At 70.9% G+C, this 23,942-nt stretch carries 17 protein-coding genes; 6 read left to right on the plus strand and 11 right to left on the minus strand.

The genetic code is table 11. The features are described 5' to 3' along the window. Positions 1 to 52: 52 nt before the first annotated feature. The 5 genes from ACIP63_RS23100 to ACIP63_RS23120 form a co-directional block, all read right to left on the minus strand. Complete coding sequence (locus tag ACIP63_RS23100) at positions 53 to 1,384, minus strand: ABC transporter substrate-binding protein (RefSeq protein WP_401518593.1); 1,332 nt, start codon at positions 1,382 to 1,384, stop codon at positions 53 to 55. Positions 1,385 to 1,683: 299 nt separating this feature from the next. Beyond that, the gene (locus ACIP63_RS23105; protein ID WP_401518594.1) at positions 1,684 to 2,748 is read right to left on the minus strand and encodes a LacI family DNA-binding transcriptional regulator; all 1,065 of its coding nucleotides are present in this window, start codon (positions 2,746 to 2,748) and stop codon (positions 1,684 to 1,686) included. Positions 2,749 to 2,786: 38 nt separating this feature from the next. Beyond that, positions 2,787 to 4,901: an alpha-galactosidase gene (locus ACIP63_RS23110; RefSeq protein ID WP_401518596.1), complete on the minus strand. Its 2,115-nt coding sequence runs from the start codon at positions 4,899 to 4,901 to the stop codon at positions 2,787 to 2,789. Next, positions 4,898 to 5,917 (minus strand): hydroxyacid dehydrogenase, encoded by a 1,020-nt coding sequence (locus ACIP63_RS23115; RefSeq protein WP_401518597.1) that lies wholly within the window; start codon positions 5,915 to 5,917, stop codon positions 4,898 to 4,900. The genes ACIP63_RS23110 and ACIP63_RS23115 overlap by 4 nt, the downstream gene beginning before the upstream one ends. 373 nt (positions 5,918 to 6,290) lie before the next feature. Then, positions 6,291 to 7,877 carry a glycoside hydrolase family 43 protein gene (locus tag ACIP63_RS23120; protein ID WP_401518599.1) on the minus strand — a complete coding sequence of 529 codons (1,587 nt, stop codon included), beginning with the start codon at positions 7,875 to 7,877 and terminating at the stop codon, positions 6,291 to 6,293. 221 nt (positions 7,878 to 8,098) lie between these two features. Here ACIP63_RS23120 and ACIP63_RS23125 point away from each other — a divergent pair, with 221 nt between their 5' ends. From ACIP63_RS23125 to ACIP63_RS23135, 3 genes are all read left to right on the plus strand, one after another. Further along, the gene (locus tag ACIP63_RS23125) at positions 8,099 to 9,154 is read left to right on the plus strand and encodes a LacI family DNA-binding transcriptional regulator (protein WP_401518600.1); all 1,056 of its coding nucleotides are present in this window, start codon (positions 8,099 to 8,101) and stop codon (positions 9,152 to 9,154) included. A 111-nt stretch (positions 9,155 to 9,265) separates the two neighbouring features. After that, positions 9,266 to 10,633, plus strand: coding sequence for a cytochrome P450 (locus ACIP63_RS23130; RefSeq protein WP_401518603.1), 1,368 nt, complete (start codon positions 9,266 to 9,268; stop codon positions 10,631 to 10,633). Between the two features lie 99 nt (positions 10,634 to 10,732). Then, entirely contained in the window at positions 10,733 to 12,625 is a 1,893-nt protein-coding gene (locus tag ACIP63_RS23135; RefSeq protein WP_401518606.1) for an ABC transporter ATP-binding protein, read from the plus strand. 64 nt (positions 12,626 to 12,689) lie between these two features. On the opposite strand, the gene ACIP63_RS23140 is transcribed toward ACIP63_RS23135, so the two are convergent. Beyond that, the gene (locus tag ACIP63_RS23140) at positions 12,690 to 13,061 is read right to left on the minus strand and encodes a VOC family protein (protein WP_401518609.1); all 372 of its coding nucleotides are present in this window, start codon (positions 13,059 to 13,061) and stop codon (positions 12,690 to 12,692) included. A gap of 169 nt (positions 13,062 to 13,230) precedes the next feature. On the opposite strand from ACIP63_RS23140, the gene ACIP63_RS23145 reads away from it, so the two are divergent. From ACIP63_RS23145 to ACIP63_RS23155, 3 genes are all read left to right on the plus strand, one after another. After that, entirely contained in the window at positions 13,231 to 13,698 is a 468-nt protein-coding gene (locus ACIP63_RS23145) for a DUF4334 domain-containing protein (RefSeq protein ID WP_401518612.1), read from the plus strand. Between the two features lie 41 nt (positions 13,699 to 13,739). Continuing rightward, on the plus strand, positions 13,740 to 14,861 hold the full coding sequence (locus ACIP63_RS23150) for a zinc-binding dehydrogenase (protein WP_401518615.1): 1,122 nt from the start codon (positions 13,740 to 13,742) through the stop codon (positions 14,859 to 14,861). A gap of 117 nt (positions 14,862 to 14,978) precedes the next feature. Then, positions 14,979 to 16,175, plus strand: coding sequence for a low temperature requirement protein A (locus ACIP63_RS23155; RefSeq protein WP_401518617.1), 1,197 nt, complete (start codon positions 14,979 to 14,981; stop codon positions 16,173 to 16,175). A gap of 134 nt (positions 16,176 to 16,309) precedes the next feature. Here the strand turns inward: ACIP63_RS23155 and ACIP63_RS23160 are convergent, their stop codons facing one another. The 5 genes from ACIP63_RS23160 to ACIP63_RS23180 all read right to left on the minus strand — a co-directional run bounded on the left by ACIP63_RS23160 (position 16,310) and on the right by ACIP63_RS23180 (position 23,513). Beyond that, the gene (locus ACIP63_RS23160; RefSeq protein WP_401518619.1) at positions 16,310 to 17,293 is read right to left on the minus strand and encodes an ABC transporter substrate-binding protein; all 984 of its coding nucleotides are present in this window, start codon (positions 17,291 to 17,293) and stop codon (positions 16,310 to 16,312) included. Position 17,294: 1 nt separating this feature from the next. Continuing rightward, positions 17,295 to 19,277 carry an ABC transporter permease gene (locus tag ACIP63_RS23165; RefSeq protein WP_401518622.1) on the minus strand — a complete coding sequence of 661 codons (1,983 nt, stop codon included), beginning with the start codon at positions 19,275 to 19,277 and terminating at the stop codon, positions 17,295 to 17,297. After that, positions 19,277 to 20,329 carry a glycine betaine/L-proline ABC transporter ATP-binding protein gene (locus ACIP63_RS23170; protein ID WP_401518624.1) on the minus strand — a complete coding sequence of 351 codons (1,053 nt, stop codon included), beginning with the start codon at positions 20,327 to 20,329 and terminating at the stop codon, positions 19,277 to 19,279. The genes ACIP63_RS23165 and ACIP63_RS23170 overlap by 1 nt, the downstream gene beginning before the upstream one ends. Beyond that, positions 20,326 to 21,897: a GMC family oxidoreductase gene (locus tag ACIP63_RS23175; protein WP_401518626.1), complete on the minus strand. Its 1,572-nt coding sequence runs from the start codon at positions 21,895 to 21,897 to the stop codon at positions 20,326 to 20,328. The genes ACIP63_RS23170 and ACIP63_RS23175 overlap by 4 nt, the downstream gene beginning before the upstream one ends. 74 nt (positions 21,898 to 21,971) lie before the next feature. Then, entirely contained in the window at positions 21,972 to 23,513 is a 1,542-nt protein-coding gene (locus ACIP63_RS23180) for an aldehyde dehydrogenase family protein (RefSeq protein WP_401518629.1), read from the minus strand. Positions 23,514 to 23,942: the final 429 nt, after the last annotated feature.

The following is a 23,942-nucleotide window of genomic DNA, read 5'->3' on the forward strand; positions in this document are numbered from 1 at the left end:
TGGGGTGGCGCGCGGGCCGGCCGGTGTATCCATGGTGCGGCTCACGGTGTGCTCAGCCTTCGACGTTGATGTTCTTCGACTTCAGGTCCTTGACCGTGAACTCCTGGAGGTGCTTCAGCGCCTGCTCCACCGTGATCTTCTTGGTCACGATCCTGGCCCACTGGTCCTGCAGTTCGGCGAAGACACCTGTGTAGTTGGGGCCCACGGTCCACGAGTCCTTGGCGGCCTTCACGGACTTGAGGATCACGCCCCTGGCCTCGGACTTGCTGGGCCCGAACAGCTTCTCGGGAACCGTGGAGTCCACCCACGGCGTGACGTCGGGCATGGCGCCCGGCCAGGAGTACTGCTTGGTGTCCTTCTGGTACGTGGCGTCGACGGCTTCCTTCGTGGTGTTCATCCACACGCCGGCCTCGACGGCTTCCTCGACGTGCTTGCAGCCCTTGGGGACGAGGAGCCCGCTGTTGGCGCTGTGGGCCGGAGTGACGAACTCGGCGCCGGCGAACTGGGGCAGGTCGATCGGCTCCCAGTCCCCCAGCGACTGCTTGTAGTTGAGCTCGTAGTTCGGCAACTGCCAGGTCTGGGTGGGGAGGGAGACCATCTTCCCCGAGTCGAAGTAGTTGATGAGCGCGGGGCGGTCCTGGTAGGTCTGGTTGGCGACCAGGTCGTTGTCGACGAGCTGCTGCACGACGTCTGCCGCCTTGAGCGACTCGGGCGACAGGAAGTCGACCTTCCATGCGTCCTCGCCCTGTTCGTACCAGCTGCCGCCGGCCTGCTGCACGAGGTTGACCAGCGTCGACGGGTCCTCGCCGGCGAGGTTCATCACGTAGACGCCGTGCTTCTTGAGCTCCTTGCCCGCGCTGATCAGGTCGTCCCAGGTCTTCGGGGGCTGGACGCCGTACCGGTCGTAGACCTTGCGGTTGATCATGAGGAACGAGGGGTTGAACCCGGTCGGTACGGCGAAGTACCTGCCGCCCGCCCGGACAGCGGGGAGTGCCTGCTCGTTGAAGACGCCCTTCTTCGCGTGCGGCTCGAATGCCTCGGTGATGTCGGACAGGAGGCCCTCGCCGACCAGCCCCGGCACCTCGCCGAAGTTCTTCACCAGGCACGGGACGTCCTTGCCCGAGGCCACCACGTTGCGCACGTTCTGCGCGGTTCCCGGATTGTCCGCCTGCTTGACCAGCTTGATCTTGATGTCCTCGTGGGTGGCGTTGAACTTCGCTGCCACGGGTTCGGTGTACTTGCTCTCCTCCCAGGACCACCACTCGATGGTGACCGGCCCCTCCGAGGCCGCGTCCTGCGTGTCCGTGCCGCTGCCGCAGCCGGTGAGGACGACGGAAAGGGCGGCGATGCCCGTTGCGGCCAGTCTGAGGTGCTTGCCGTTCATGGACCCCTCCTCGGGGTTACTGCGTGGGTGTCTTGGACACGACGGCGCCGGGACAGAAACCGGTGCCTAGAAATCGGTCTCTATGGAAGCTAGAGCGGAGGCCGGGCCCGGACAAGATGTCGGACCTGAAAATCTCAGGTTTCCGGGAAGTACCCGTGTCAGGTACGGTATTTCGAACTGATCGCCATATTTCGAGGCAGGTTCGATCGACCCGTGGGCCGAACGGATGCCCAGTCAGGCGGACAGAGACCGGTTTCCTGGGCTCCCTGTGATGGCGACCTGCACGCGACTGCTCGTGCTCAGCGGCCTGGCCGGCGGGTCGAGTCCCGTACCACGATGTGGGTGCCGAGAACCTGGTGCTGGCTCTCCGGGAAGTCGTCCCGGTGCAGCGCGAGCCGTACGGCGGTGCGCCCCAGCTCCTCGTGCGGGATGCTCACCGTCGTCAGCGCCGGGACGACGTCGATCGCCACCGGGACGTCGTCGTATCCGACCACCGACACGTCGTCGGGCACTCTCAGCCCTCCCTCGCGCAGCGCTTGCATGGCTCCGGCCGCCACCATGTCCGTACCGGCGAAGATCGCGGTGAAGTCGACGCCGTCAGCGAGGAGTTCACGGGTCCCGCGATAACCGTAGGAGCGGGTGAAATCGCCTTCCCTGATCAGCTTCGGGTCCGGTGCGAGACCGAGCATCTCGTGGGCACGGCGGAAGCCGTCGGTGCGCTGCCTGCTCGTGCTCAGCCCGGGTACGGCGCCGAGATAGGCGATCCGCTGGTGTCCCGAGCTCAGCAGGTGGGTGGTCATCGCGAAGGCGCCGCCCTCGTTGTCGTACTCGACGACGGTGGCGGGCACCCCGGGCCCGAGCGGTGGCCTGCCGACGAGCACCAGCCGCGAACCGGCGCGGTCCAGCGCGTGCGCGAAGTGCATCATCCGGTCCTGGTAGGCCTTGTCCTCCCAGGCGCCGCCGACGACGATGACCGCGTCGGCCCGCTGCTCGCGCATCATCTCGACGACGGCGAGGACGCGTTGGGGGTCGCCGTGCGTCGTGCAGAGCATGCACAGCCGGCCCTCGGCGGACGCCTGCTCCTCCACGCCGCGCGCGACATGGGCGTAGAAGGGGCCCGTCACGTCGTCGACGACGAAGGCGACCGTCTTGTTCGTGGCGCCTCCGAGCGCGCGGGCGTGCGCGTTGACGACGTAGTCGAGGTCGCGCATGGCGCGGAGCACCCTGGTCCTGGTCGCGGCGGCGACCGGATAGGTGCCGCCCAGCACCCGCGAGACGGTGGAGGCGGAGACTCCGGCGCGTTTGGCGACGTCCCTGACCGTGGAGGCGTCGCCGCCGGCCGAGCCGGGTGTTTTCCTGTCCACGTGCCTGTTCCCCTGTCCCCTGCCACCGGTGTGTGCGCTCACGATAGTGGAGCTCCGCCCGTGGTCAGCCGCAGCAGCAGGGCGGACGGAACGCCCGGCAGTGTCACTCCGAGGCGGCCTCTCGCCGCGTCGAGTACGGTGTCGCCGCCCGTGTCCGCCGGGTAGAGCCGGTCCACCCCTGTCGTCCCGGCCGGCACGGGCAGATGACGGGTGTGTTCCTCGCCGCCTCTGCGCCAGACGGCCAGCAGCGTCTCCGTACCGGTGTCGAGGGCCAGGGCGAGCCAGTCGTCCCGCCAGCCCGGCAGACCGAGCGGCCAGGAGGGCACCGCGTGGGCGAGCGAGCCCCGATAGGTGCGGTAGACGGCCACGGCTTCGGCCACCAGGGCGAGTCGACGCGGGTCGAGCTCGTCGAGCCGGCCGCTGAGGTGCATGCGCCCGAGCAGTGCGGAGACCATGGTGAACGCGACCTCGTCGTCGCTCCACTCCGCTTCCGGATATGCCCAGACGGCGCCCTGCTCGGGGGGTACGGCGGCGGGTGCGGCAGCGGCGACGGCCGCGATGAGGAGAAAGTCCTGCTGGTCGGTGAGCGACTGGACGGGGACGGTGGCGAGGGTGGCGTGGTCGATGCGCATGCCTCCCGCGGCACAGCCTTCCACGACCAGTCCCGGGTGACGGTCCATCACACTGCGGAGCCAGCGCAGATAGGCCCGGTTGTGCTCCAGGAGGCCGTGGCCCGGGTCGTGCGGAGCACTGTCCGTGCCGGCACCGATGTCGATGTTGTAGTCGAACTTGAGATAGCCGAGGCCGAAGTCCTCGACGAGCCGGTCCACGGCGGCGTCGAGGTGGGCGACGGCCGCCGGGTGGCGCAGGTCGAGCTGATGGCGGCCCCACTCGGTGACCCGCCGGCCGTCCCGGCGGAAGAACGCCTCGTCGGGAAGGGTGGCGACGATGCCGCTGCGTACGCCGACGACCTCGGGTTCCAGCCACAGGCCGGGGATCATGCCCGCCGCTCTGACGGCGTCGGTCACTTCGGCGAGTCCGCCGGGAAAGCGGGACTGCGAGGGTTCCCAGGCGCCGACCGAGTCCCACCAGCCGGGCACGCCGCCCGCTCCGGGGCCGGCGCGCTCCTCGTCGTACCAACCTGCGTCGACGCAGAAGTACTCGGCGCCCGCCTCGGCGGCGGCCGCGATCAGCGGGAGCAGCTTCCCGGTCGTCGGGTCGCCGAGAAGGCAGTTCATGAAGTCGTTGAACACGACGGGCAGCGCGACGTTGTCCGGATGCGGCCGGCGGGTGGCCCTGCGGTGCCGGGTCAGGGCGGCGAGCGCGTCGTCCCGGTCGGCGGCGAGCGCGACGGTGGCCGGGACGGTGGTGAAGGTCTCGCCGGGGGCCAGGTGGACGGCCCACTGGTGTTCGCGGTGGGCCGGGCCGGACAGGAGCAGGTACACCTCGTCGTACCTGTCGGCGAGTTCGGCGTGCCAGGAGCCGTTGTGCTCGATCTGCCAGGCCAGGGTGGCCCCGGGGCCGGTGAGCCAGCCCATGGGGAGCTTCTGGGCGGAGGGCCAGGACCCCGTACTGGTGAGGGAGACACGGTTCTTGCTGCCGGTCTGCCCGTAGCGGGTCATGCCGGTGTCGATGAGGCCCGCGTCCGCGAGCGGTTCACCGCGCCAGCGGTACTCACCGCTCCACGGGTTGTCCGCCGTCCACGACTCGATGTCCCGCTCCCATCGCGGCGCGCCGAGCACGGCGCCGAGCCCGGAGAGGACCAATGTACTGACGCTCTCGACGCGTACGTCCCGCTCGCCGGCGGTGACCTCGGCCCAGGCGGTCAGGACGGGCAGGTCGTCCGCCTCCGGGAGCCGGTAGTGCACCGCGGTCCGCAGCCCGGACACGGGATCGGCCATGTGCACGGTCAGCCGTCCGCCGGTCGAGGCGTGGCCGGTGTACCGCATCCTCCGGGAGACCGCGCCGTCGACGTGGCGGGTGCCGGACGTGCCGGAGCGGCCGTGGCCGGCCAGTTCGATCTCGACGAGCGGGAGGGCGGCCCGGCCCGCGCTGGTGCCGTTCACGCCGGTGAGCCGCACAGGGCCGTCCGGGTCGGTCGCGAAGTGGAGGGTGAGGGCAGCGTTGCCCCAGGTGGCGGGCATCGGGTTCATGCGGCACGCTCCAGCGCTGTGCGGTCGATCTGGTGGGAGAGCGGCAGCCCGTGCATCAGGCGTTCGAGCTCTTCCGCCACGCTCAGGCCGAGCCGGGCGAGTTCGTTGCCCTGGGATCCGGCGAGGTGGGGTGTCAGGAAGGCGTTCGGGAGGTCGAAGAGCGGGGACGAGGCGGGCAGCGGCTCGGGCTCGGTGACGTCGAGTACGGCGCTGATGCGGCCCGAGATCAGCTCCGGTACCAGCGCTTCGGTGTCGACGAGGCTGCCGCGTGCGGTGTTGACGAGGACGGCGCCGTCGGGCATCAGCCCGAGCTCGCGACGGCCGATGAGGTGCTTGGTCTCGGGGGTCGCGGGGGCGTGCACGGAGACGATGTCACTGCGGCCCAGCAGCGTGTCCAGGCTCATCCGTGTCACGCCCAGAGCTGCCGCCTCGGCATCGTCCACGTACGGGTCGGCGAGAGCGACCCGGAAGTCGAACGGGCGGAGCAGCTCGATGAGCCTGCGGCCGATCCGGGAGGCTCCGACAATGCCGATGCGGCGGCCGAAGTTGCCGATGCCCGGGACGATTTCGGCCAGGGTGAAGGTCCGTGCGGTGCGGTAGCGCTCCCTGGCGGCGAACAGGTCCTTGCCGGCCAGCATGATCACGCCGAGGGTGTATTCGGCGACGGGCAGGGCGTTGGCGTCGGCAGCGGAAGAGACGATGACGCCGCGCTCCCAGCAGTCTGCGCCGATCAGTCCCTTCACCGATCCCGCGGAATGCAGCACGGCGCGCAGCCGCGGTGCCGCCGCCAGGACGGCGGCGTCCACGGGCGGGCTGCCCCAGCCGGTGATGAGCACCTCGGCCTCGGCCAGTGCGGCACGCACAGCGGCGTTGTCCGGGCGGTTGTCGAACGTCTCCGCGACCAGGGCGGGGTCGATGTCGACCGACGCACGGATGCGCCGCAGCACATCGGGCGGAAAGACCAAAGGCGGATTATCGGCACTCATGGCGAACAACGCCAGGGGACGCTCAGGCAAGGGGAAATGGCCTCCGGCTCGTACGTGTGGCCGCGCTCCGGGATCTCGGTGGATTCCGGAGGGTCCCGGGGGACCTCGCGTGGGTACGCTCGTGGATACGGCGTAGCAACCGGTCTCTACGCTAGGCATCGATCCATCGAGGGTCAATGGCCGTGTCGGCAAAACCCCTGTGCAGGAGACGGGTTGTACGTCCTGTGGATCAGCCCACGACAGGTAGCGACCGGTTTCACGCCCGGCCAGGATCGGGTCGGCACGCGACTCACGGCGGGAGGGTGGTGCAGGACGGTGCCGCCGTGCGACCCGGGCGGGCCTCGGGCCAGGAGGCCTGCGCCTGTCGCACGGCAGCACCCTCTTCGTGGCCGCGGTCCGGGCGTCAGAGGATGCGGAGCTCGAAGCGGTCGAAGTCGGCGGTGGTCCCGGCACCCGACAGGTCATGGGCGCACAGGCCGACGAACGCGCCGGTGAACCGCAGCAGGCTGCCGTAGTCGTCGGAGAGTCTGCTCGCGTCCAGTACGGGGCCGACGTCCAGCCAGTCCCTGCCGTCGGGTGATGCGGAGAAGCGCAGTGCCGCTCCGGTGATCCGGGCCCGCAGGTGGATCACCGGCCAGTCGGCCACGGGCAGTTCGCTCTCGGGGAGTTCCTCGTAGACGCCGTCGTCACTGAGGACGATCCCGAGGACCCGGCCACGGTCCTCGTCGTGCGTGACGCGCAGGTAGTAGTGGGTGCTGGTGTCGTACCAGCAGATGAGGCCGGCGAACTGGGAGAAGTGGGTCGGCACGTAGTCGAGGACGGTGGTGGCCATGCTGTCGGCCGAGCGCAGGCGCTGGGCCACGAGACTCTGGCCGAAGCGGGAGTGGGGGCTCCGGCCGCCACGCAGCCGTAGCCACCCCGGCCGTTCCGTGAGGCTGAGCCAGGAGGGGTCGGCCGGGGTCCGGAGTGTGCTCCAGCGCCGGGTGTCGAGAACCGGGCCGTCGAAGTCGTCGGTGCCGGACAGGACCTGGGCGGGGCCTGGGCGGGCACTCGAAGGCGCGACGACGTCCACCTGGGGCAGGTGACCTCCGTGGGCCAGGCGCAGCCAGCCGTCCTCGGTCCACACGACCCGCTGGAGGCACGTCTCCCGGCCCAGCGTGCAGCGCGGCCCCTCGGGCGTCGCCACCGGCCTGGACGCCAGGTGGGCGAGGTACCACTCCCCCTCCGGGGTCCGGACGAGCTCCCCGTGGCCGGCCTTCTGCAACGGGTGGTCGGGATCGTTCCGGGTGGTCAGCAGGGAGCCGGCCGGATCGATCTCGTACGGCCCGGCCAACGTGCGGGAGCGGGCCATCAGGATGCCGTGGTTCCAGCCGGTGCCCCCCTCGGCGAGCATCAGGTAGTACCAGCCGTCGCGCCGGTAGAGGTTCGGCCCCTCGATGAGGGTGTCCTGCCGCAGGACGGTCCTGGCCCGGCCCGTCAGGGCGCGCGCCGTGTGGTCGTACTCCTGGAGCACGATGCCGGCGAAGGAGTTGTGGCCCGCGCGGTGGTCCCACTCCATGCTGACCAGCCACTTGCGGCCGTCGTCGTCGTGGAAGAGGGAGGCGTCGAAGCCGGACGAGTTGAGGTAGACGGGCTCCGACCACGGTCCCTCGATGGACGGTGCCGTGATGAGGTAGTTGTCGACGTCCTTGTAGGGGCTGGCGACGGTGCGGACGATGCTGTGGACCAGCCAGAACTGGCCGTCGTGGTAGGAGAGCGAGGGCGCCCAGACTCCCGCGGAGTCGGCCACCCCGCGCAGATCGAGCAGGTCGGGGCTGTCCAGGATGTGGCCGATCGGCTCCCAGTCGACGAGATCGGCCGAGCGGTGCACCGGGACACCGGGGAACCATTCGAAGGTGGACGTGGCGAGGTAGTAGTGGTCCCCGGCCAGCACGATGCTGGGGTCCGGGTGGAAACCGGTCAGCACCGGATTGTGTATCTGCCCTGCCATCGCTCTGGGCCTTCCGCTCGCTCGATGTGTCCCGGCCCCCGGGCGTCCGGCTGCCGTCCCCGCACCGCGCCCGCCTCCGGGCTTCCGCGCAGCGCGGGACCGCCCTAATGTAGAAACCGGTTTCGGTCCGGTCAACGCCGCTGTGGCAGCCCGGCCCGATGCGAAACTTTTCGACGGAGTCCGGCCCGTCCGGGCCGTGCGCAGGACGGAGAGCACCCGCGATGAGACCCCCCGGCGGCATCACCGGTGGCAGCGCGAGCGGCCCCACCCTCGCGGTCGTGGCCCGGGAGGCCTGCGTGTCCGTGCCCACCGCGTCCAAGGTGGTCAACGGCCGGGAGGACGTCGCACCGGACACCCGGCGCAGGGTGACCGAGGCGTTGGACCGTCTCGGTTACGTACGCCGCGTCCGCTTCGACGCAGGCCGCCGCCCCGCCCTGGTGGACCTGATGGTGCACTCCCTGGACAGTTCCTGGTCGGGGGCGGTGCTGCACGGCGCCGAGGCCGCCGCGCACGAGGTGGGGTGGGACGTAGTGGTGTCGGCGGGGCTCACACGGTCCGCCGCCGGCCGCCCGGAGCGGGGCACCCTCGACCGTATCGGCACCCGGGGCTCCTCCGGGGTGCTGTTCAACCTGGCCGATCTGACCGACTCCCAGTACGCATGGCTTGATCAACGCGGGATCCCCTTCGTCATGATCGACCCTGTGCTGGAGCCCCCGCCGGGGGTGTACACCGTGGGCGCGGAGAATCTACGGGGCGGCCTGGCCGCGACCGGGCACCTGCTGGCCCTCGGTCACGAGCGGATCGCCGTCATCGGCGGGTACCGCCGCAAGCGGTGCAGCAGCGCCCGCGTCGCCGGCCACCACGCCGCCCTGGCCGCTGCGGGGATTCCGCGGAGGCCCGAGTACGTACGTTACGGACACTTCGCGGCGTCCGGTGCCCGTAGCGCGATGCTGGAACTGCTCGACCTGACGGTGCCGCCCACCGCGGTCTTCGTGTGCTCGGACGCCATGGCGCTCGGCGTCTACGCGGCGGTGGCGGAGCGCGGGCTGCGGGTCCCCCAGGACATCAGCGTCGTCGGCTTCGACGACCTGCCCGAGGCGCGGTGGGTCTCCCCCGCCCTGACGACCGTGCGCCAGCCGCTTTCCGCCATGGGAGCGGCCGGGTTGCGGCTGCTCGTACGCCTCGTCGAGGGAGAGGCTCCGACGAACGCACGCATCGAACTGCCGACCGAACTGGTCGTGCGGCGGAGTACGGCACCGCCACCTCCGGTCGGCTGACGCACCGACTTCAATTGAACTCGTAGGCTGCATACCTTTGGTGACGTCCCATCAGCTGCCTGCTCGCCACTCAGATGCCGTGGCGACGCCCCCGAGTGAGCGGAGTCCTTCATGTCCACGGAAACCGGTGCGGCCCTCGACGCCGAGCCGCGCGGTCACCGGCTCGTCCAGGGGCCGAGGGGCCTCCCCCTGCTGGGAAGCCTCCCGCAGTTCGGCAAGAACCCCCTGGCCTTCTTCGAGCGGCTGCGAGGGTACGGGGACATGGTCCGCTGGCGCTTCGGCCGCAACGACTGCGTCTTCATCGCCGATCCCGGGTGCATCGGGGAGCTGCTCACCGAGACGGAACGCACCTTCGACCAGCCGCTGCTGGGCATCGCCTTCCGTACGGTCATGGGCAACGGCGTCGTCGTCGCACGTGGCACCGACTGGCGGCGCAAGCGGTCGCTGGTGCAGCCCTCGGTGCGGCCCAAGCAGGTGAAGTCGTACGCCTCCACCATGACGGCGTGCGCGGTGGAGCTGGCGGACACCTGGTCGGGCGGTGAACGCGTCGACGTCAAGCGGGAGATGGCGGCACTGACACAGAAGATCGCCGTCCGCACCATCTTCGGGGTGGACACACCGGCCGACGCGGAGTCGATGGGCCGCGCGATGGACATCGCCCAGCAGGAGATCGGCAAGGAGTTCAGCGGCCTCGGCGCCGTCCTGCCCGACTGGGTGCCCACACCCGGGCGGGCCAGGATCAGGAAGGCCGCGGCGGTGATCGACGCGGAGGTCGGTCGCGTGGTGGCGCGCCACCGGGACGGCGACGGGGAGCGCCCCGACCTGCTGAGCCGGCTGCTGACCGCGGTGGACGAGACCGGGGCGCACCTCTCCGACCAGGAGATCCGCGACGAGGCGGTCACCCTCTACATCGGCGGTCACGAGACGACCAGTTCCACGCTGGTGTGGGCCTGGTACCTCCTCTCCCGCACTCCGCACGCCCTGGCGGCGCTCACCGAGGAGCTGGACCGGGTCCTCGGCGACCGCGAGCCGGGGATCGACGACTACGCCCGACTGCCGTACGCCCAGGCGGTGGTGAAGGAGACCCTCCGGCTGTATCCGACGATCTGGCTGGTCACCGGGATCGCCAAGGAGGGGGCCCGGATCGGCGGCGTACCGATGCCGGAGGGCACGCGGGTGTGGAGCAGCCAGTGGGCCACCCACCGGGACGAGCGGTGGTTCCCGGAGCCCGAGGCGTTCCGCCCGGAGCGCTGGGACACGGATGCCGTGGACGAGATCCCGGAGTACGCCTGGTTCCCCTTCGGCGGCGGGCCCCGGGTCTGCCTCGGTACGCGCTTCGCGATGGTGGAGTCGGTGCTGATCCTCGCCGTCCTGGCGCGCCGGTTCCGGCTGGAGGTGGACCCGGGCCCCGTCGCTCCCGTACCGACGCTGACCCTTCAGCCCGACCGGGAGGTCATGGCGACCGTACGGGCGCGCTGAACGCGCCGACGGGTGAAGCCGGCCGGGAACGCTTGACCTCAAGTTTGCTTGAGGTCCTAGCGTGCCACGCATACCGACCGACTTTCCCGGAGGCACCGCATGGACATGGAAGTCACCGCGTGGCATTCACTGCACAGCACCGTGAACGCGCAGAAGGACCGCAGACCCTTCTCCAGGGCCACGCTGCGCCGCATCGGGACGTTCGCCCGGCCGCACCGGGACAGGATTCTCCGCTTCCTGCTCCTCAGCGTGGTCACCGCCCTGCTGGCGGTGGCCACACCGGTGCTCGCCGGGCGGGTCGTCGACGCGATCGTGCGGGGCGAGGACGGCGGAACGGTCACCCGGCTCGCCCTGCTGATCGCCCTGATCGCCGTGGCGGAGGCGGGGCTCGGGCTCCTCACCCGGTGGCTGTCGGCGACCCTCGGCGAGGGGCTGATCCTCGATCTGCGGACCGCCGTCTTCGACCACGTGCAGCGGATGCCCGTCGCCTTCTTCACCCGCACCAGGACGGGTGCGCTGGTCAGCCGGCTCAACAACGACGTGATCGGCGCCCAGCGGGCATTCAGCAACACGCTGTCCGGTGTCGTCTCCAACCTCGTCACGCTGCTGCTGACCCTGGCCGTGATGCTCACGATCTCCTGGCAGATCACGCTGCTCGCCCTGGTGCTGCTGCCGGTGTTCGTCGTACCCGCCCGCCGGATGGGTTCCCGCATGGCGGACCTCCAGCGGGAGGCCGCCGGCCACAACGCCACCATGGGCACCCAGATGACCGAGCGCTTCTCGGCGCCGGGCGCGACGCTCATCAAGCTCTTCGGGCGGCCCGCCGACGAGTCCGCCGAATTCGCCTCGCGGGCGAGCCGGGTGCGTGACATCGGCATCCGTACGGCGATGCTGCAGTCCACCTTCATCACGGCGCTCACCCTGGTCTCGGCACTGGCCCTCGCGCTGGTCTACGGGCTCGGCGGCCATTACGCGCTGCGCGGCAGCCTGGAGCCCGGAGCGGTCGTCGCTCTGGCCCTGCTCCTCACCCGGCTCTACGCACCGCTGACAGCGCTCGCAGGGGCCCGGGTCGAGGTGATGAGCGCCCTGGTCAGCTTCGAGCGGGTCTTCGAGATCCTCGACCTGAAGCCGCTGATCGCCGAGAAGCCCGACGCCCGGCGAGTACCGGACGGGCCGGTGTCCGTGGAGTTCGACGGCGTCTCCTTCGGCTACCCCTCCGCCGAGAAGGTCTCCCTCGCCTCGCTCGAAGAGGTCGCCACGCTCGACACGGGGGATGGCACCGAGGTGCTGCACGACGTCTCCTTCACGGCGGAGCCGGGCCGGATGGTGGCACTCGTGGGGTCCTCAGGAGCCGGGAAGTCCACGATCGCACAGCTCCTCCCCCGGCTGTACGACACCGACGCCGGCGCCGTGCGGCTGAACGGCGTCGACGTACGCGACCTGACGGCCGATTCGATCCGGGAGACGCTCGGCATGGTCACCCAGGACGGGCACCTCTTCCACGAGTCGGTGCGCGCCAATCTGCTGCTCGCCCGGCCGGAGGCCACCGAGGAGGAGATCTGGGACGCGCTGCGCCGCTCCCGCCTGGACGGCCTGGTGGCGTCGCTGCCCGAGGGACTGGACACCGTGGTCGGCGAGCGCGGCTACCGCCTCTCCGGCGGGGAACGCCAGCGGCTCACCATCGCCCGGCTGCTGCTGGCCCGTCAGCGGGTGGTGATCCTCGACGAGGCGACCGCGCACCTGGACTCCACCTCGGAGGCGGCCGTCCAGGAGGCACTGGCCGAGGCCCTGGAGGGCCGCACGGCCGTGGTCATCGCCCACCGGCTGTCGACGGTGCGGGCGGCGGATCTGATCCTGGTCGTCGAGGACGGCCGGGTGGTCGAGCGGGGCACGCACGAGGAACTGCTGGCCGCCGGAGGACGGTACGAGGAGCTGCACCGCACACAGTTCGAGCGCCCGGGGGCGGAGAAAGCGGCCCCGCCCGTGCGTTGACCGGTTCGCGCCCCGGGGCCCACGTCCGTGCCGTCAGGTACGGACGTGGGCCCCTCGTCGTACGTCAGGTGCCGGCCGGTGGCTGGTGAAGGCCGAAAGGAGAGCCCTGGTCGTCGTGACACAGCTGGAAACGGCCGAAGCGTGCGATCGTCTCCTCGTCATCACCGCCGACATCGATCTCGTCTGTGACCGTGCCGCCGAGCTCGCGCACGAGGGCGACGGCCGTCCGCATGTCGTCGACCCGGAAGAAGACGTAGGGACCTGCTCCGGGGTCCCCTCCGTGCACACCGCCGGGGGCACCGGGCGTGCTGATCGCGAAGCCGCCGCCCTCTGCCGTCCCGGGCTCGAACGTCCAGCCGAACAGCCCGGCGTAGAAGGTCCGGGCCCGCTCGGGTTCGGCGACGCCCAGTTCGAAGAACGAGATCTCTCCGGCCATGTCGGCTCCCGTATCCGTGGAACACTGCCCGCCTCCCACGGTACGGCGGCTGCGGGGTGACGGCACGCGGTCGAAGCGGTGACCGAGCCGTTCCGCCCGCCCTCTGGCCCAAGGGCGTAACACTGATACATACTACGGATGCTTGTTTCACAATGACAGGAGGGAAGCCATGGACACCGACGAGGCACGGACCCTGTTCGCCGCCCTGCGCGCCAAGGACTCCGCCGTCCCGGCCGAGGAACTCGACGCCGTCTGGGCCGCGTTGCCGGCCGTCCGTGTCGAGGAGATCCTCGGCGAGTGGAAGGGCGGCGAGTTCGAGACCGGACATCCGCTCAACGGGATGCTGCAGAAGGCCGGTTGGTACGGCAAGACGTTCCTCTCCGCCGGAGACGCGAAGCCCCTCATGATGCGAGGGGAGGACGGCCGGCTCTACAGCGACACCGAACTCGGCAAGGGGGAGGCGAGCCTGTGGATGGTCGAGTTCCGGGGTGAGTCGACGGCCACCATGGTCTACGACGGTCAACCGGTGTTCGACCACTTCAAGGCGGTCGACGACCGCACCTTGATGGGCGTGATGAACCGCAAGGGCGTCGGCCCGGACGGCCCCTTCTACTACTTCTTCCTCGACCGCGTCTGAGCGGGGCCGAGGTGCCCGGCCGACGGGGACGGAGCTGATGCGTGAGAGCCGCAGTGGTGGACGCGCTGGGCAGTGGATTCGCCCTCCAGGACGTCGACATCGCCGAGCCCGTGGGCCGCGAGGTACTGGTGGAGGTGAGGGCGTCCGGTCTCTGCCACACCGACCTCACCGTCGCCACCCACGCCTTCGGTGACTTTCCTCCGCCCGTCGTCCTGGGACACGAGATCGCCGGTGTCGTCGTCGCGGTCGGCCCGGACGCCGGGACGTTCGTAACCGGTGACCACGTCGTGGGCTGCCTGGTCCAGTGGTGTGGCCACTGCCCGGCGTGCCTCGGCGGCAGGGTGTACCAGTGCGGCAGCCCCGGGACGACGCTGCGCGATCCCCTGCGTGAGGAGCCGCGGCTCAGCCGCGCCGGCCGTCCCCTCACGCAGGGGATGGGGCTGGGCGGCTTCGCGGAGCGGGCCCTCGTCCACGAGAACCAGCTGACCGCCGTTCCCCGCCGGCTGCCGTTCCCCCAGGCCGCCCTGCTGGGGTGCGGGGTGCTGACCGGCGCGGGCTCGGTCCTCAACGGCGCGCGCGTGGCGGCAGGCGAGACCGTCGCGGTCATCGGCGCCGGGGGCGTGGGGCTCAACGCGCTGGGCGCGGCGCGGATCGCCGGGGCCTCCCGCATCGTCGCGGTCGACGTGCAGGACGGCAAACTGCGGCGTGCCCTCGACTTCGGCGCCACGGACGTGGTCAACTCCGCCACCACGGACGCCGTCGCGGCCGTCCGCGAGCTGACCGGCGGGGGCGTGCAGCACGCCTTCGACATCGTCGGCGCGGGGGCCACGACGGAACTGGCGCTGCGCATGACGGCCCTCGGCGGCGGTGTGTACGTCGTGGGCCTGGCGGCGGGCGGAGGTGACCTGAAGCTGTCGCTCCCCCGGCTGCTGCTGCAACAGAAGCGGATCCAGGGCCTGATCATGGGATCGGGGAACCCCCGGCGCGACATCCCCCGTTACGCGGACCTCTATCTGAGGGGGCGCCTGAACCTCGACGACCTCGTCTCCCGGGAGATCGCCCTGGACGGGATCGACGCCGGTTACGCCGCCCTCCAGGACCCTGACGTGGCACGGGTCGTCATCACGTCATTCCAGGCAGGTCCCGCTCCCGGCCGTACGTGACCACCACCGGGAGGCGGCCTGTCGACGTTGCGTGCTTCCGGCGCCCGCTCGTAACGTGACCGGTGTCCGTCGAGCCGGCCCGCACCCGGCAGGCCCCCCTCCTGAAACCGGGTACGCATGAGTCAGCCACACTCCTTCCTCGGCGCATGGCACCGGCCGATGGTCGCCCGCCTCGCCGGCGAGGAACACCGCACGGCGACGGCGCTCGAGCTGTTCTTCGACCTGTGCTTCGTCACGGCCGTCGCCCAGGCGTCGGCCGCCTTCGAGCACGAACTCGCCGAAGGCCACATCGGGCACGGGGTCCTCGGCTACGCCATGGTGTTCTTCGCCATCTGGTGGGCGTGGATGAACTTCACCTGGTTCGCCTCCGCGTACGACACCGACGACGTCCCGTACCGGCTGCTGACGCTGGTCCAGATCGTCGGTGCCCTCGTCGTGGCCGCCGGTGCGGCCGAGGCCCTCCAGCACGAGGACTTCACCGTCATCACCTGGGGCTATGTGATCATGCGGCTGGCCATGGTCACCCAATGGCTGCGCGCCGCCCGCTCCGACCCCGAACGGCGGCGCTCCTGCCTGCGCTACGCGGTGGGCATCCTGATCGTGCAGGTCGGCTGGGTCGTCCGCCTGGCACTGCCGGAGGACTGGGGCCTGCCGACGTTCGCCCTCCTGGTCCTGGCCGAGATCGCCGTGCCCGTCTGGGCCGAGAACGCGGCCATGACCACCTGGCACCCGCACCACATCGCCGAGCGGTACGGCCTGTTCACGCTCATCGTGCTCGGCGAGACCATGACGGCTGCCACCTCGGCCGTCCGTACGGCCCTCGACGAGGAGACGGCGCTCGGTGACATCGCGACCCTCGTCGTCGGCGGGGTGCTCACCGTGTTCGCCCTGTGGTGGCTCTACTTCTCCCAGAACGCCCCCCGGAAGCTCACCGGCCTCAGGTCGGCGCTCCTCTGGGGCTACGGCCATTACGCCGTCTTCGCCTCGGCCGCGGCGGTCGGCGCCGGACTGGCGGTGAACGTCGCCCACACCACCGGTCACGGCCACCTGTCCGACCACGCCGCCGCCGCGACGTTCACCGTCCCGGTGGCGATCTTCATCACCTTGGTGTGGCTGCTGCACCACCGGGCGGACGAACTCCGCAGCCGCAACGACCTCATCCACCCGGTGGCCGTCCTCGCCGTACTGGCCATGACGTTCACCCCGGCCCCGGTCCTCGCCACCGGCCTCGTGGCCGCCGCGCTGGTCGCCGCCACGCTGGTGGTGGCGGCGCGAGCGCGCGGCGGGGCCGATCTCTCCGAGGCCGCTACGTGAACCGGAGTTCGGCCGGCGCGGCGGCCACCGGAACGGCGAGTGCGACCCCCACGAAGCCCGCCCGGACGCGCGTCAGCCGCCGCGGCAGGTGCCGCGGCGGCTGACGGGGGGGCGGAAGGAGTCCGCGGCTCAGGTCACCGGTCCAGCCACTTCTTCCAGGTGGCCGGGTGCTTCTCGATCCAGCGGGTGGCCGCCTCGTCGGGCGTCAGGCGTTCGGAGGCGATCAGCTCGGAGACCTCGTTCTGGTCCTTCTCCGACCACGTGAACTTCTTCAGGAAGGCGGCGGCTTCCCCGCCGCGCTTCGAGAAGTCCGCGTTGAGGTACTTCTGGAGCGGGGTCGTCGGGTACGCGCAGTCGATGTCCGCGGGGTCCTTGGCCGCGCAGGCGTCGGAGTACTCCGGGAGCTTCACCTCGACCATCGGCACCTCGTTGAACAGCCACTGCGGCTGGTACCAGTAGCTGAGGAAGGGCTTCTTCTCCTTGGCGAACTGCTGCATCTGAGTGATCTGCGCGGCCTCGGAGCCGGCGAAGACGACCTTGTAGTCCAGGCCGAGATTCTTCACCAGCGCCTTGTCGTTGGTGACGTAGGACGGTGAGCCGTCCATCAGCTGGCCCTTGTCACCGCTCTCGGCGGTGCGCAGCTCGTCGGCGTACTTGTCGAGGTTCTTCCAGTTCGTGACGTCGGGGTGCTCGTCCGCCCAGTACTTGGGGACGTACCAGCCGATGTGCCCCGTGACTCCGAGGTCGCCCCCGGGGACGATGGTCTTCTTGTCCTTGACGTACAGCTGCTCCTGGTCGGGGTGGCCCCAGTCCTCCAGGATGGCGTCCACCCGGCCCTGGCTGAGGGCGTCCCAGGCGGGCACCTCGTCGGTCTGGACGAGGTCGACGCGGTAGCCGAGCTTGTCCTCGAGGATCTTCTGCGCGACGGCGACGTTGGACTGTGCGCCGACCCAGGACTGGACCGAGAGGGTCACGGTCTTGATGTCCGCGGGTGCCGCGAACGGGGAGGCCTGCTTGGTCATGTCCGCCGCTCCGCAGCCGGTGACGGCCAGCAGCGCGCCGGCGGAGGCGACGATCGCGGACGTGCGGAGGCGGGCGCGGGTACGGGTGCGAGCCATCTCAGCTCTCCTTCCGCTGGCGGCGGGCGGTGGGCTGGGTGACACGGTCCAGCATCAGCCCCAGGCAGACGATGGCGGCCCCGGCGACGAGGCCGGTGGCCAGGTCGCCCTGGGCGAGGCCGAACACGACCTCGTAACCGAGTGCGCCGGAGCCGACGAGACCGCCGATGATGACGACCGCGAGGACCAGGACGACGCCCTGGTTGACCGCGAGCAGCAGTGCGGGCCTGGCCAGGGGGATCTGGACCTGGCGCAGCTGCTGGCCGCTGGTGGCGCCGAGCGAGCGGGCGCACTCCATCGCGGCGGGGTCGACGCCCCGCAGTCCCTGGGTGGTGATGCGGACAACGGCGGGCAGCGCGTAGACGACCGCCGCCGCGGCGGCGGGGGCGCGGCCGACGCCGAAGAGAGCGACGACCGGGATGAGGTAGACGAACTGCGGCATCGTCTGGAAGACGTCCAGGACGGGTCGCAGCAGCCGTTCGAGGCGCCTGCTGCGCGCGGCGCCGACGGCGATGCCGAAGCCGAGGACCAGGGTGACGGCGACGGCGGCGACGACCTGGCTGAGTGTGTCCATCGACAGGTCCCACACGCCGAGGACTCCGATGGCGGCCATGGCCAGTACGGCGGTGAGCGCGGTCCGCCAGGTGCCGATGGTCCAGGCGAGGGCGGCGACGATCAGCAGCACGCCCCACCAGGGCAGACCCTGTAGTCCGCTGCGGAGCGGGTTGAGGATCCAGTTGGTGAAGTGCGCGGCCCAGTCGGCGGTTCCGCCGATGACGGGGATGCCGGTGTAGAGGTGGTCGACCATCCAGTCCTTGGCCGTGTTGACCGGTTCCGCGATGGCGACGATGCCGCCCTCGGGCCAGATGCGGCCTCCGGTGAAGCGGCCCACGACGGCTACGGCGGCGGCGATCAGGGCAGCGAGCCCCCAGCCGCGTACCCCGCGCAGGGCCACGGGCCCGGTGGGCTCCGTGCCGATCTTCCGGCCGGCCGCCTCGGTCGTGCGGTCCAGCACGACGGCGAGCAGCACGATGGGGATGCCGGCGGCGAGGGCGGCGCCGACGTCGACGGAGGAGAGTGCCTGGTAGACGCGGTCGCCGAGACCGCCGGCGCCGATCACGGAAGCGATGACGGCCATGGACAGCGCCATCATGATGGTCTGGTTGAGGCCGAGGAGCAGCTCCTTGCGGGCCAGCGGCAGCCGTGCGCTGAGCAGCCGCTGCCTGCCGGTCGCGCCGAGCGAGGCGACGGCCTCCATGACGCCCGCGTCGGCGCCGCGCAGTCCGAGTGCGGTGAGCCGGGCCATCGGCGGAGCCGCGTAGACGACGGTCGCGAGGACCGCGCCGGGCACGCCGATGCCGAAGACCAGTACGACGGGCAGCAGATAGGCGAAGGCGGGCAGCACCTGCATGGTGTCCAGGACGGGGCGCAGGACACGGAACGTACGGTCCGAGAGGCCGGCGGCGAGTCCGAGGAGCAGTCCCAGCACCACGGAGGTGAGGACCGCGACGGTCATCAGGGCGAGGGTCTGCATGGTCGGCACCCACATGCCGAGCAGCCCGCAGACGAGGAAGGAGAGCCCGGCGGTCAGCGCGAGGCGCCATCCCGCCGTACGCCAGGCGACGAGCGCGGCGACGGCGGTGACACCGGCCCAGCCGAGGGCGAGCAGCGCCAGGTAGACCCCGCGCACCGACAGGACGACGGCGTTGCTGATGTGGCCGAAGAAGTAGAGGAACAGCGGGTGGCTGTCGCGGTTGCCGATGATCCAGTCGTTGACGTCGCCGAGCGGTCCGCTCAGGTCGACGGTGAGGGCGCCGGGCCAGACCCCGCCGCCCCAGCGGGCGTGCGCGAAGGGTACGGCGACGGCGGCGATCACCAGCAGGAGAAGGATCTTGCCGAGGGCGGGCCGGTCGCGAAGGAGGCCGAGCGGTTTGCTCCCCGGAGGCCCGGAGGCGGTACGGGTGGTGGCTTGGGCGGTGGCCATCAGGCAGCCACCTCGCGGGGCTCCGAACCCGCGACGACGTCGAGCAGGCACGCGTGGTCGACGACACCGAGCAGCTTGCCGCCCTCCATCACCCGTGCGACCGGGTCTCCGGAACGGGCGACGGCCTCGATGGCCTCGGAGACGGTGGCGCCGGGCCGGACCGCGGGGCCGTTGTCGCCTTCGCCGGGGGTCGGCGGGCGCATGGCGGTGGCGACGGTGAGGACCTGTTCGCGCGGCACGTCCCGGACGAACTCGCGTACGTAGTCGTCGGCGGGCGAGCCGACGATCTCCTCGGGGGTGCCGAGCTGGACGATGCCGCCGTCGCGCATCAGCGCGATGCGGGTGCCCAGCCGGAGCGCCTCGCTGAGGTCGTGGGTGATGAAGACCATCGTGCGGCCCTCCTCGCGGTGCAGCCGGACGACCTCGTCCTGCATCTCGCGCCGGATCAGCGGGTCGAGCGCGCTGAACGGTTCGTCGAAGAGGAGGACGGACGGGTCGACGGCGAGTGCGCGGGCGAGGCCGACGCGCTGCTGCTGACCGCCGGAGAGCTGGGCGGGGCGACGGTCCTCCAGGCCCGCGAGGCCGACCTTCTCGACCAGTTCCGCGGCCTTGGCCCGGCGTTCGGCCTTGCCGAGCCCCTGGATCTCCAGGCCGTACGCGACGTTGTCGAGGACGGTGCGGTGCGGCAGCAGGCCGAAGTGCTGGAAGACCATCGCGGCGCGGTGGCGGCGCAGTTCACGCAGCCGGGTGGTGTCCATGGCCAGGACGTCCTCGCCGTCGATGGCTAGGGTGCCGCTGGTGGGCTCGATGAGCCGGGTCAGACAGCGTACGAGGGTGGACTTGCCGGAGCCCGACAGGCCCATGACGACGAAGACTTCACCCTTCTGGACGTCGAAGGAGACGTCACGCACGGCGGCGGTGCAACCGGTGCGCTCGCGCAGTTCGGCGGGGGGCAGAGCGGCGTACTCGCTGCCGGGGATGCGGTCGGCCTTGGGGCCGAAGACCTTCCAGAGGTCCTTGACGCTGAACACAGGGGTGCCGGCTTCGGTCATCGGACATCGCCTCCGGTGGTCGGGGTCGCTCGGAGCAGCTCGGCGCACTTCTCGCCCACCATCAGGACGCCGATCATGGGGTTCACCGCGGGCATGGTGGGGAAGACGGACGCGTCGGCGATCCGGATGCCCTCCAGTCCCTGGATCCGCAGCTGGGGGTCGACGACGGCCGCCGGATCTCCCTCGGCCCCGATCCGGCAGGTGCCGGCCGGGTGGTAGACGGTGTGCGCGACTTTGCGGGCGTACTCGCTGATGTCCTCGTCGGAGGTGACCTCGGGCCCCGGGCACACCTCGCGCTTGAGCCAGTGGGCCAGCGGTTCGGTCTTCGCTATCGCGCGGGCGAGCTTGATGCCGTCGACCAGGGTGCGGCCGTCGTAGTCGTCCTCGTCGGTGAAGTAGCGGAAGTCCAGGGCCGGCTTGACCTCGGGATCGGCGCTCGTGAGGTAGAGGCGGCCGCGGCTGCGCGGCTTCGGGATGTTCGGGGTCATCGACACGCCGTGCTCCGGCCTCTCGTAGCCGAGGCGCTCCGGGTTGTCGGTGAAGGGGATCTGGTAGAAGTGGAACATCAGGTCGGGGCCCCGGGATCCGGGGTCGCGCCGCACGAACAGGCCCGCGTCGGAGTCCATCGCGGAGTTCTCGGGGATGGGCCCGTCGGTCTCCCAGACGATGACCGACTCGGGGTGGTCGAGCAGGTTCTCGCCGACGCCCGGTGCGTCGTGGAGGACCGGGATGCCGAGCTCGGTGAGGTCCTTCGCCGGGCCGATTCCGGAGTGCATCAGCAGCCGGGGTGTGTCCACCGCGCCCGCGCAGACGATGACTTCACGGGCGGCGCGCAGCAGGATCTCCTCGCCGTCCTTGGTGCGTACGTGCACGCCGGTGGCCCGGTTGCCGTCGAACTCCAGGCGGTACGCCCATGTCTCCAGCAGGATCGAGAGGTTGGGGCGGTCACCGGCCTCGATGTGCGGGTGGAGGTAGGCGACGGACGCGGAGGAGCGCTTGTTGTTCTCCGGGTGGTAGGCCAGGTCGAAGAAGCCGGCGCCCTCGTGGAAGGGCTTCCTGTTGAAGCTGTCCACGCGCGGGACGCCGGCCGCCGCCTGGGCGGCGTCGACGAAGTCGCGGGCGATGGCGTTCCGGTCCTTCTCGTCGACGGGCACGATGTTGTTGCGCAGCCGGGCGAAGTAGGGGTCCATGGCGGCGGCGTCCCAGCCGTCGGCGCCGGCCTCGGCCCACTCGTCCCAGTCTCCGGGCAGCGGCTTGAAGCTGATCAGCGTGTTGTGCGAGGAGCAGCCGCCGAGGACGCGGGCGCGGCTGTGCCGGATGTGGGAGTTGCCGCGGGGCTGTTCGGTGGTGGGGTAGTCGTAGTCGAGGTCGCCGCCGAGCAGGCCGAGCCAGCGGCGGAGGGTGAGGACGTCCTCGCGGTCGATGTCGGTGGGGCCGCCCTCGATGACGGTGACGGTGACGTCGGGGTCCTCGGTGAGGCGGGAGGCTATGACCGAGCCGGCGGTGCCGCCTCCCACGATCACGTAGTCGACAGGTTCGGGGCGTGCGGTGCTGGGGGACGGGGGCATCGGTTGCTCCTTCTGCAAGGTGCTGGCGTGTGCGTGGTGCCGCGAACAGCGGGGCGGGGAGGGGAACGGCCTGTTCAGCCGGCGAACCAGCGCTGCGGACGCGGGTTGAGGTTCTGGTAGATGTGCTTGGACTCGCGGTACTCGGCGAGACCGGTGGGCCCGAGCTCCCGGCCCGTGCCGGACTTGCCGAAGCCGCCCCACTCGGCCTGCGGGAGGTAGGGGTGGTAGTCGTTGATCCAGACGGTGCCGTGCCGCAGCCGCCCGGCGACGCGCCGGGCGCGGCCCGCGTCGGTGGTCCACACGGCGCCCGCGAGGCCGTAGTCCGTGTCGTTGGCCAGCCTGACGGCCTCTTCCTCGGTGCGGAAGGTCTCGACGGTGAGGATCGGGCCGAAGGTCTCCTCGCGGACCACCTTCATCTCGCGGTGGCAGCCGTCCAGGACGGTCGGCCGGTAGAAGTAGCCGCTCGCGGGCCGGATGGCGGAGGGCTCGGGACGCGCTCCGCCGGAGCGGACGACCGCGCCCTCTTCGCGGGCGGACGCCACGTACGCCTCGACCTTGGCGAGTTGCTGCGCGGAGACCAGCGGGCCGCACTCGACGCCGTCGACGGTGCCCCGGCCGAGCCGGATCGCGTCGGCGCGGCGGGCGAGTTCGGTGACGAAGCGGTCGCGGACGGACTCCTCGATGATGAGACGGGCCCCGGCGGAGCAGACCTGGCCGCTGTGGAAGAACGCGGCGTTGAGTGCCTGGTCGACGGTGGTGTCGAAGCCTTCGTCGGTGGCGCAGGCGTCGGCGAACACGACGTTGGGGTTCTTGCCGCCGAGCTCCAGGGCGACCTTCTTGACCGTGGGCGCCGCGGCCTGGGCGACCTTCGTGCCGCTGGCGAGCCCGCCGGTGAAGGAGACCAGGTCGACGTCCGGGTGTGCGGAGAGCCGGGCTCCGACGGGGTCGCCCGCGCCGGTGACGAGGTTGGCGGCGCCGTCGGGGAGTCCTGCCTCCGCGAGCAGCCGGATCAGGTGGACGGTGGAGAGCGGGGTGACCTCGCTGGGCTTGAGCACGAAGGTGTTGCCCGCCGCGAGTGCTGGGGCGATCTTCCAGCTGGCCTGGAGCAGCGGGTAGTTCCACGGCGCGATCAGGGCGCAGACACCGACCGGCTCGTGCACGACGACGCTGTGGACATCGGGGTCGCCGGCGTCGACGACCCGGCCGCCGCTCTCGTTCATGACGAGGTCGGCGAAGTAGCGGAAGGCGTTGGTGACGTCGTCGACGTCGACGCGGCCCTCCTCCAGGGTCTTGCCGGTGTCGCGGCTCTCGGTGATCGCGATCTCCTCGCGGTCCCGCTGGAGGAGCCCGGCGACCCGCCGCAGCAGCTCGGCGCGCTCGGCGACGGGCCGGTGGGGCCAGGGGCCGTCGTCGAAGGCGCGGCGGGCGGCGGCCACGGCCGCGTCGGTGTCCTCGGTGCCGCCCTCGGAGACGAGGGCGAGGACGGTGGCGTCGGCGGGGTCGAGGATCTCGCGGGTCGCGCCGGAGACCGCGTGGCGCCAGACGCCGTCGATGTGCACGGTCTCCAGCACCGCGTCGCGCGGTGCGGCCGGAGCCGACGGGTGAGAAGCCGACATGTAGTGATCTGCCTTCCGTGCCTGAAATTGCTCCGCACCGGTCCGGCCGAGCACTGCTGCGTACCGGTGTCCGGGGTATGGCGCACCAGCAGCCTGGAACCCTGTCCGGCTCGCCGAGATGTATGCCGAAATTTTCACTCTGAGTGACGCGACTCACTCCCGCGAGGCCCGAAAGCCCTTGCGGCCGCTTAGCAGACTTCTCCGCGCGACGTCCCGAGGAACAGGGATACGACACAATCGCGCAACATTTAATCTTTTTTCAGATGATTGACGGACAGACGAAAAATCCGTACCGTACAGCCTCATGCCGCCCCGCTCGACGGCATGCCCCGGCCGGCGCGGGCCACCGCGTCCAGGCCGTCGTACACGCAGCGCGGCACCGCGGCCGCGGAACGGCCGGCCGCACACAAGCCCCGGACTCCCTCACAC

It is taken from the genome of Streptomyces sp. NPDC088746, assembly GCF_044751065.1.
Classification (GTDB): Bacteria; Actinomycetota; Actinomycetes; order Streptomycetales; family Streptomycetaceae; genus Streptomyces.

Excerpts from the sequence above, each read along its gene's own strand:
- ACIP63_RS23100 (WP_401518593.1), bottom strand. The coding sequence starts at position 1,384 with ATGAACGGCAAGCACCTCAGACTGGCCGCAACGGGCATCGCCGCCCTT.
- ACIP63_RS23110 (WP_401518596.1), bottom strand. The coding sequence starts at position 4,901 with ATGAACCCGATGCCCGCCACCTGGGGCAACGCTGCCCTCACCCTCCAC.
- ACIP63_RS23120 (WP_401518599.1), bottom strand. The coding sequence starts at position 7,877 with ATGGCAGGGCAGATACACAATCCGGTGCTGACCGGTTTCCACCCGGAC.
- ACIP63_RS23125 (WP_401518600.1), top strand. The coding sequence starts at position 8,099 with ATGAGACCCCCCGGCGGCATCACCGGTGGCAGCGCGAGCGGCCCCACC.
- ACIP63_RS23130 (WP_401518603.1), top strand. The coding sequence starts at position 9,266 with ATGTCCACGGAAACCGGTGCGGCCCTCGACGCCGAGCCGCGCGGTCAC.
- ACIP63_RS23135 (WP_401518606.1), top strand. The coding sequence starts at position 10,733 with ATGGACATGGAAGTCACCGCGTGGCATTCACTGCACAGCACCGTGAAC.
- ACIP63_RS23140 (WP_401518609.1), bottom strand. The coding sequence starts at position 13,061 with ATGGCCGGAGAGATCTCGTTCTTCGAACTGGGCGTCGCCGAACCCGAG.
- ACIP63_RS23145 (WP_401518612.1), top strand. The coding sequence starts at position 13,231 with ATGGACACCGACGAGGCACGGACCCTGTTCGCCGCCCTGCGCGCCAAG.
- ACIP63_RS23155 (WP_401518617.1), top strand. The coding sequence starts at position 14,979 with ATGAGTCAGCCACACTCCTTCCTCGGCGCATGGCACCGGCCGATGGTC.
- ACIP63_RS23160 (WP_401518619.1), bottom strand. The coding sequence starts at position 17,293 with ATGGCTCGCACCCGTACCCGCGCCCGCCTCCGCACGTCCGCGATCGTC.
- ACIP63_RS23165 (WP_401518622.1), bottom strand. The coding sequence starts at position 19,277 with ATGGCCACCGCCCAAGCCACCACCCGTACCGCCTCCGGGCCTCCGGGG.
- ACIP63_RS23170 (WP_401518624.1), bottom strand. The coding sequence starts at position 20,329 with ATGACCGAAGCCGGCACCCCTGTGTTCAGCGTCAAGGACCTCTGGAAG.
- ACIP63_RS23175 (WP_401518626.1), bottom strand. The coding sequence starts at position 21,897 with ATGCCCCCGTCCCCCAGCACCGCACGCCCCGAACCTGTCGACTACGTG.
- ACIP63_RS23180 (WP_401518629.1), bottom strand. The coding sequence starts at position 23,513 with ATGTCGGCTTCTCACCCGTCGGCTCCGGCCGCACCGCGCGACGCGGTG.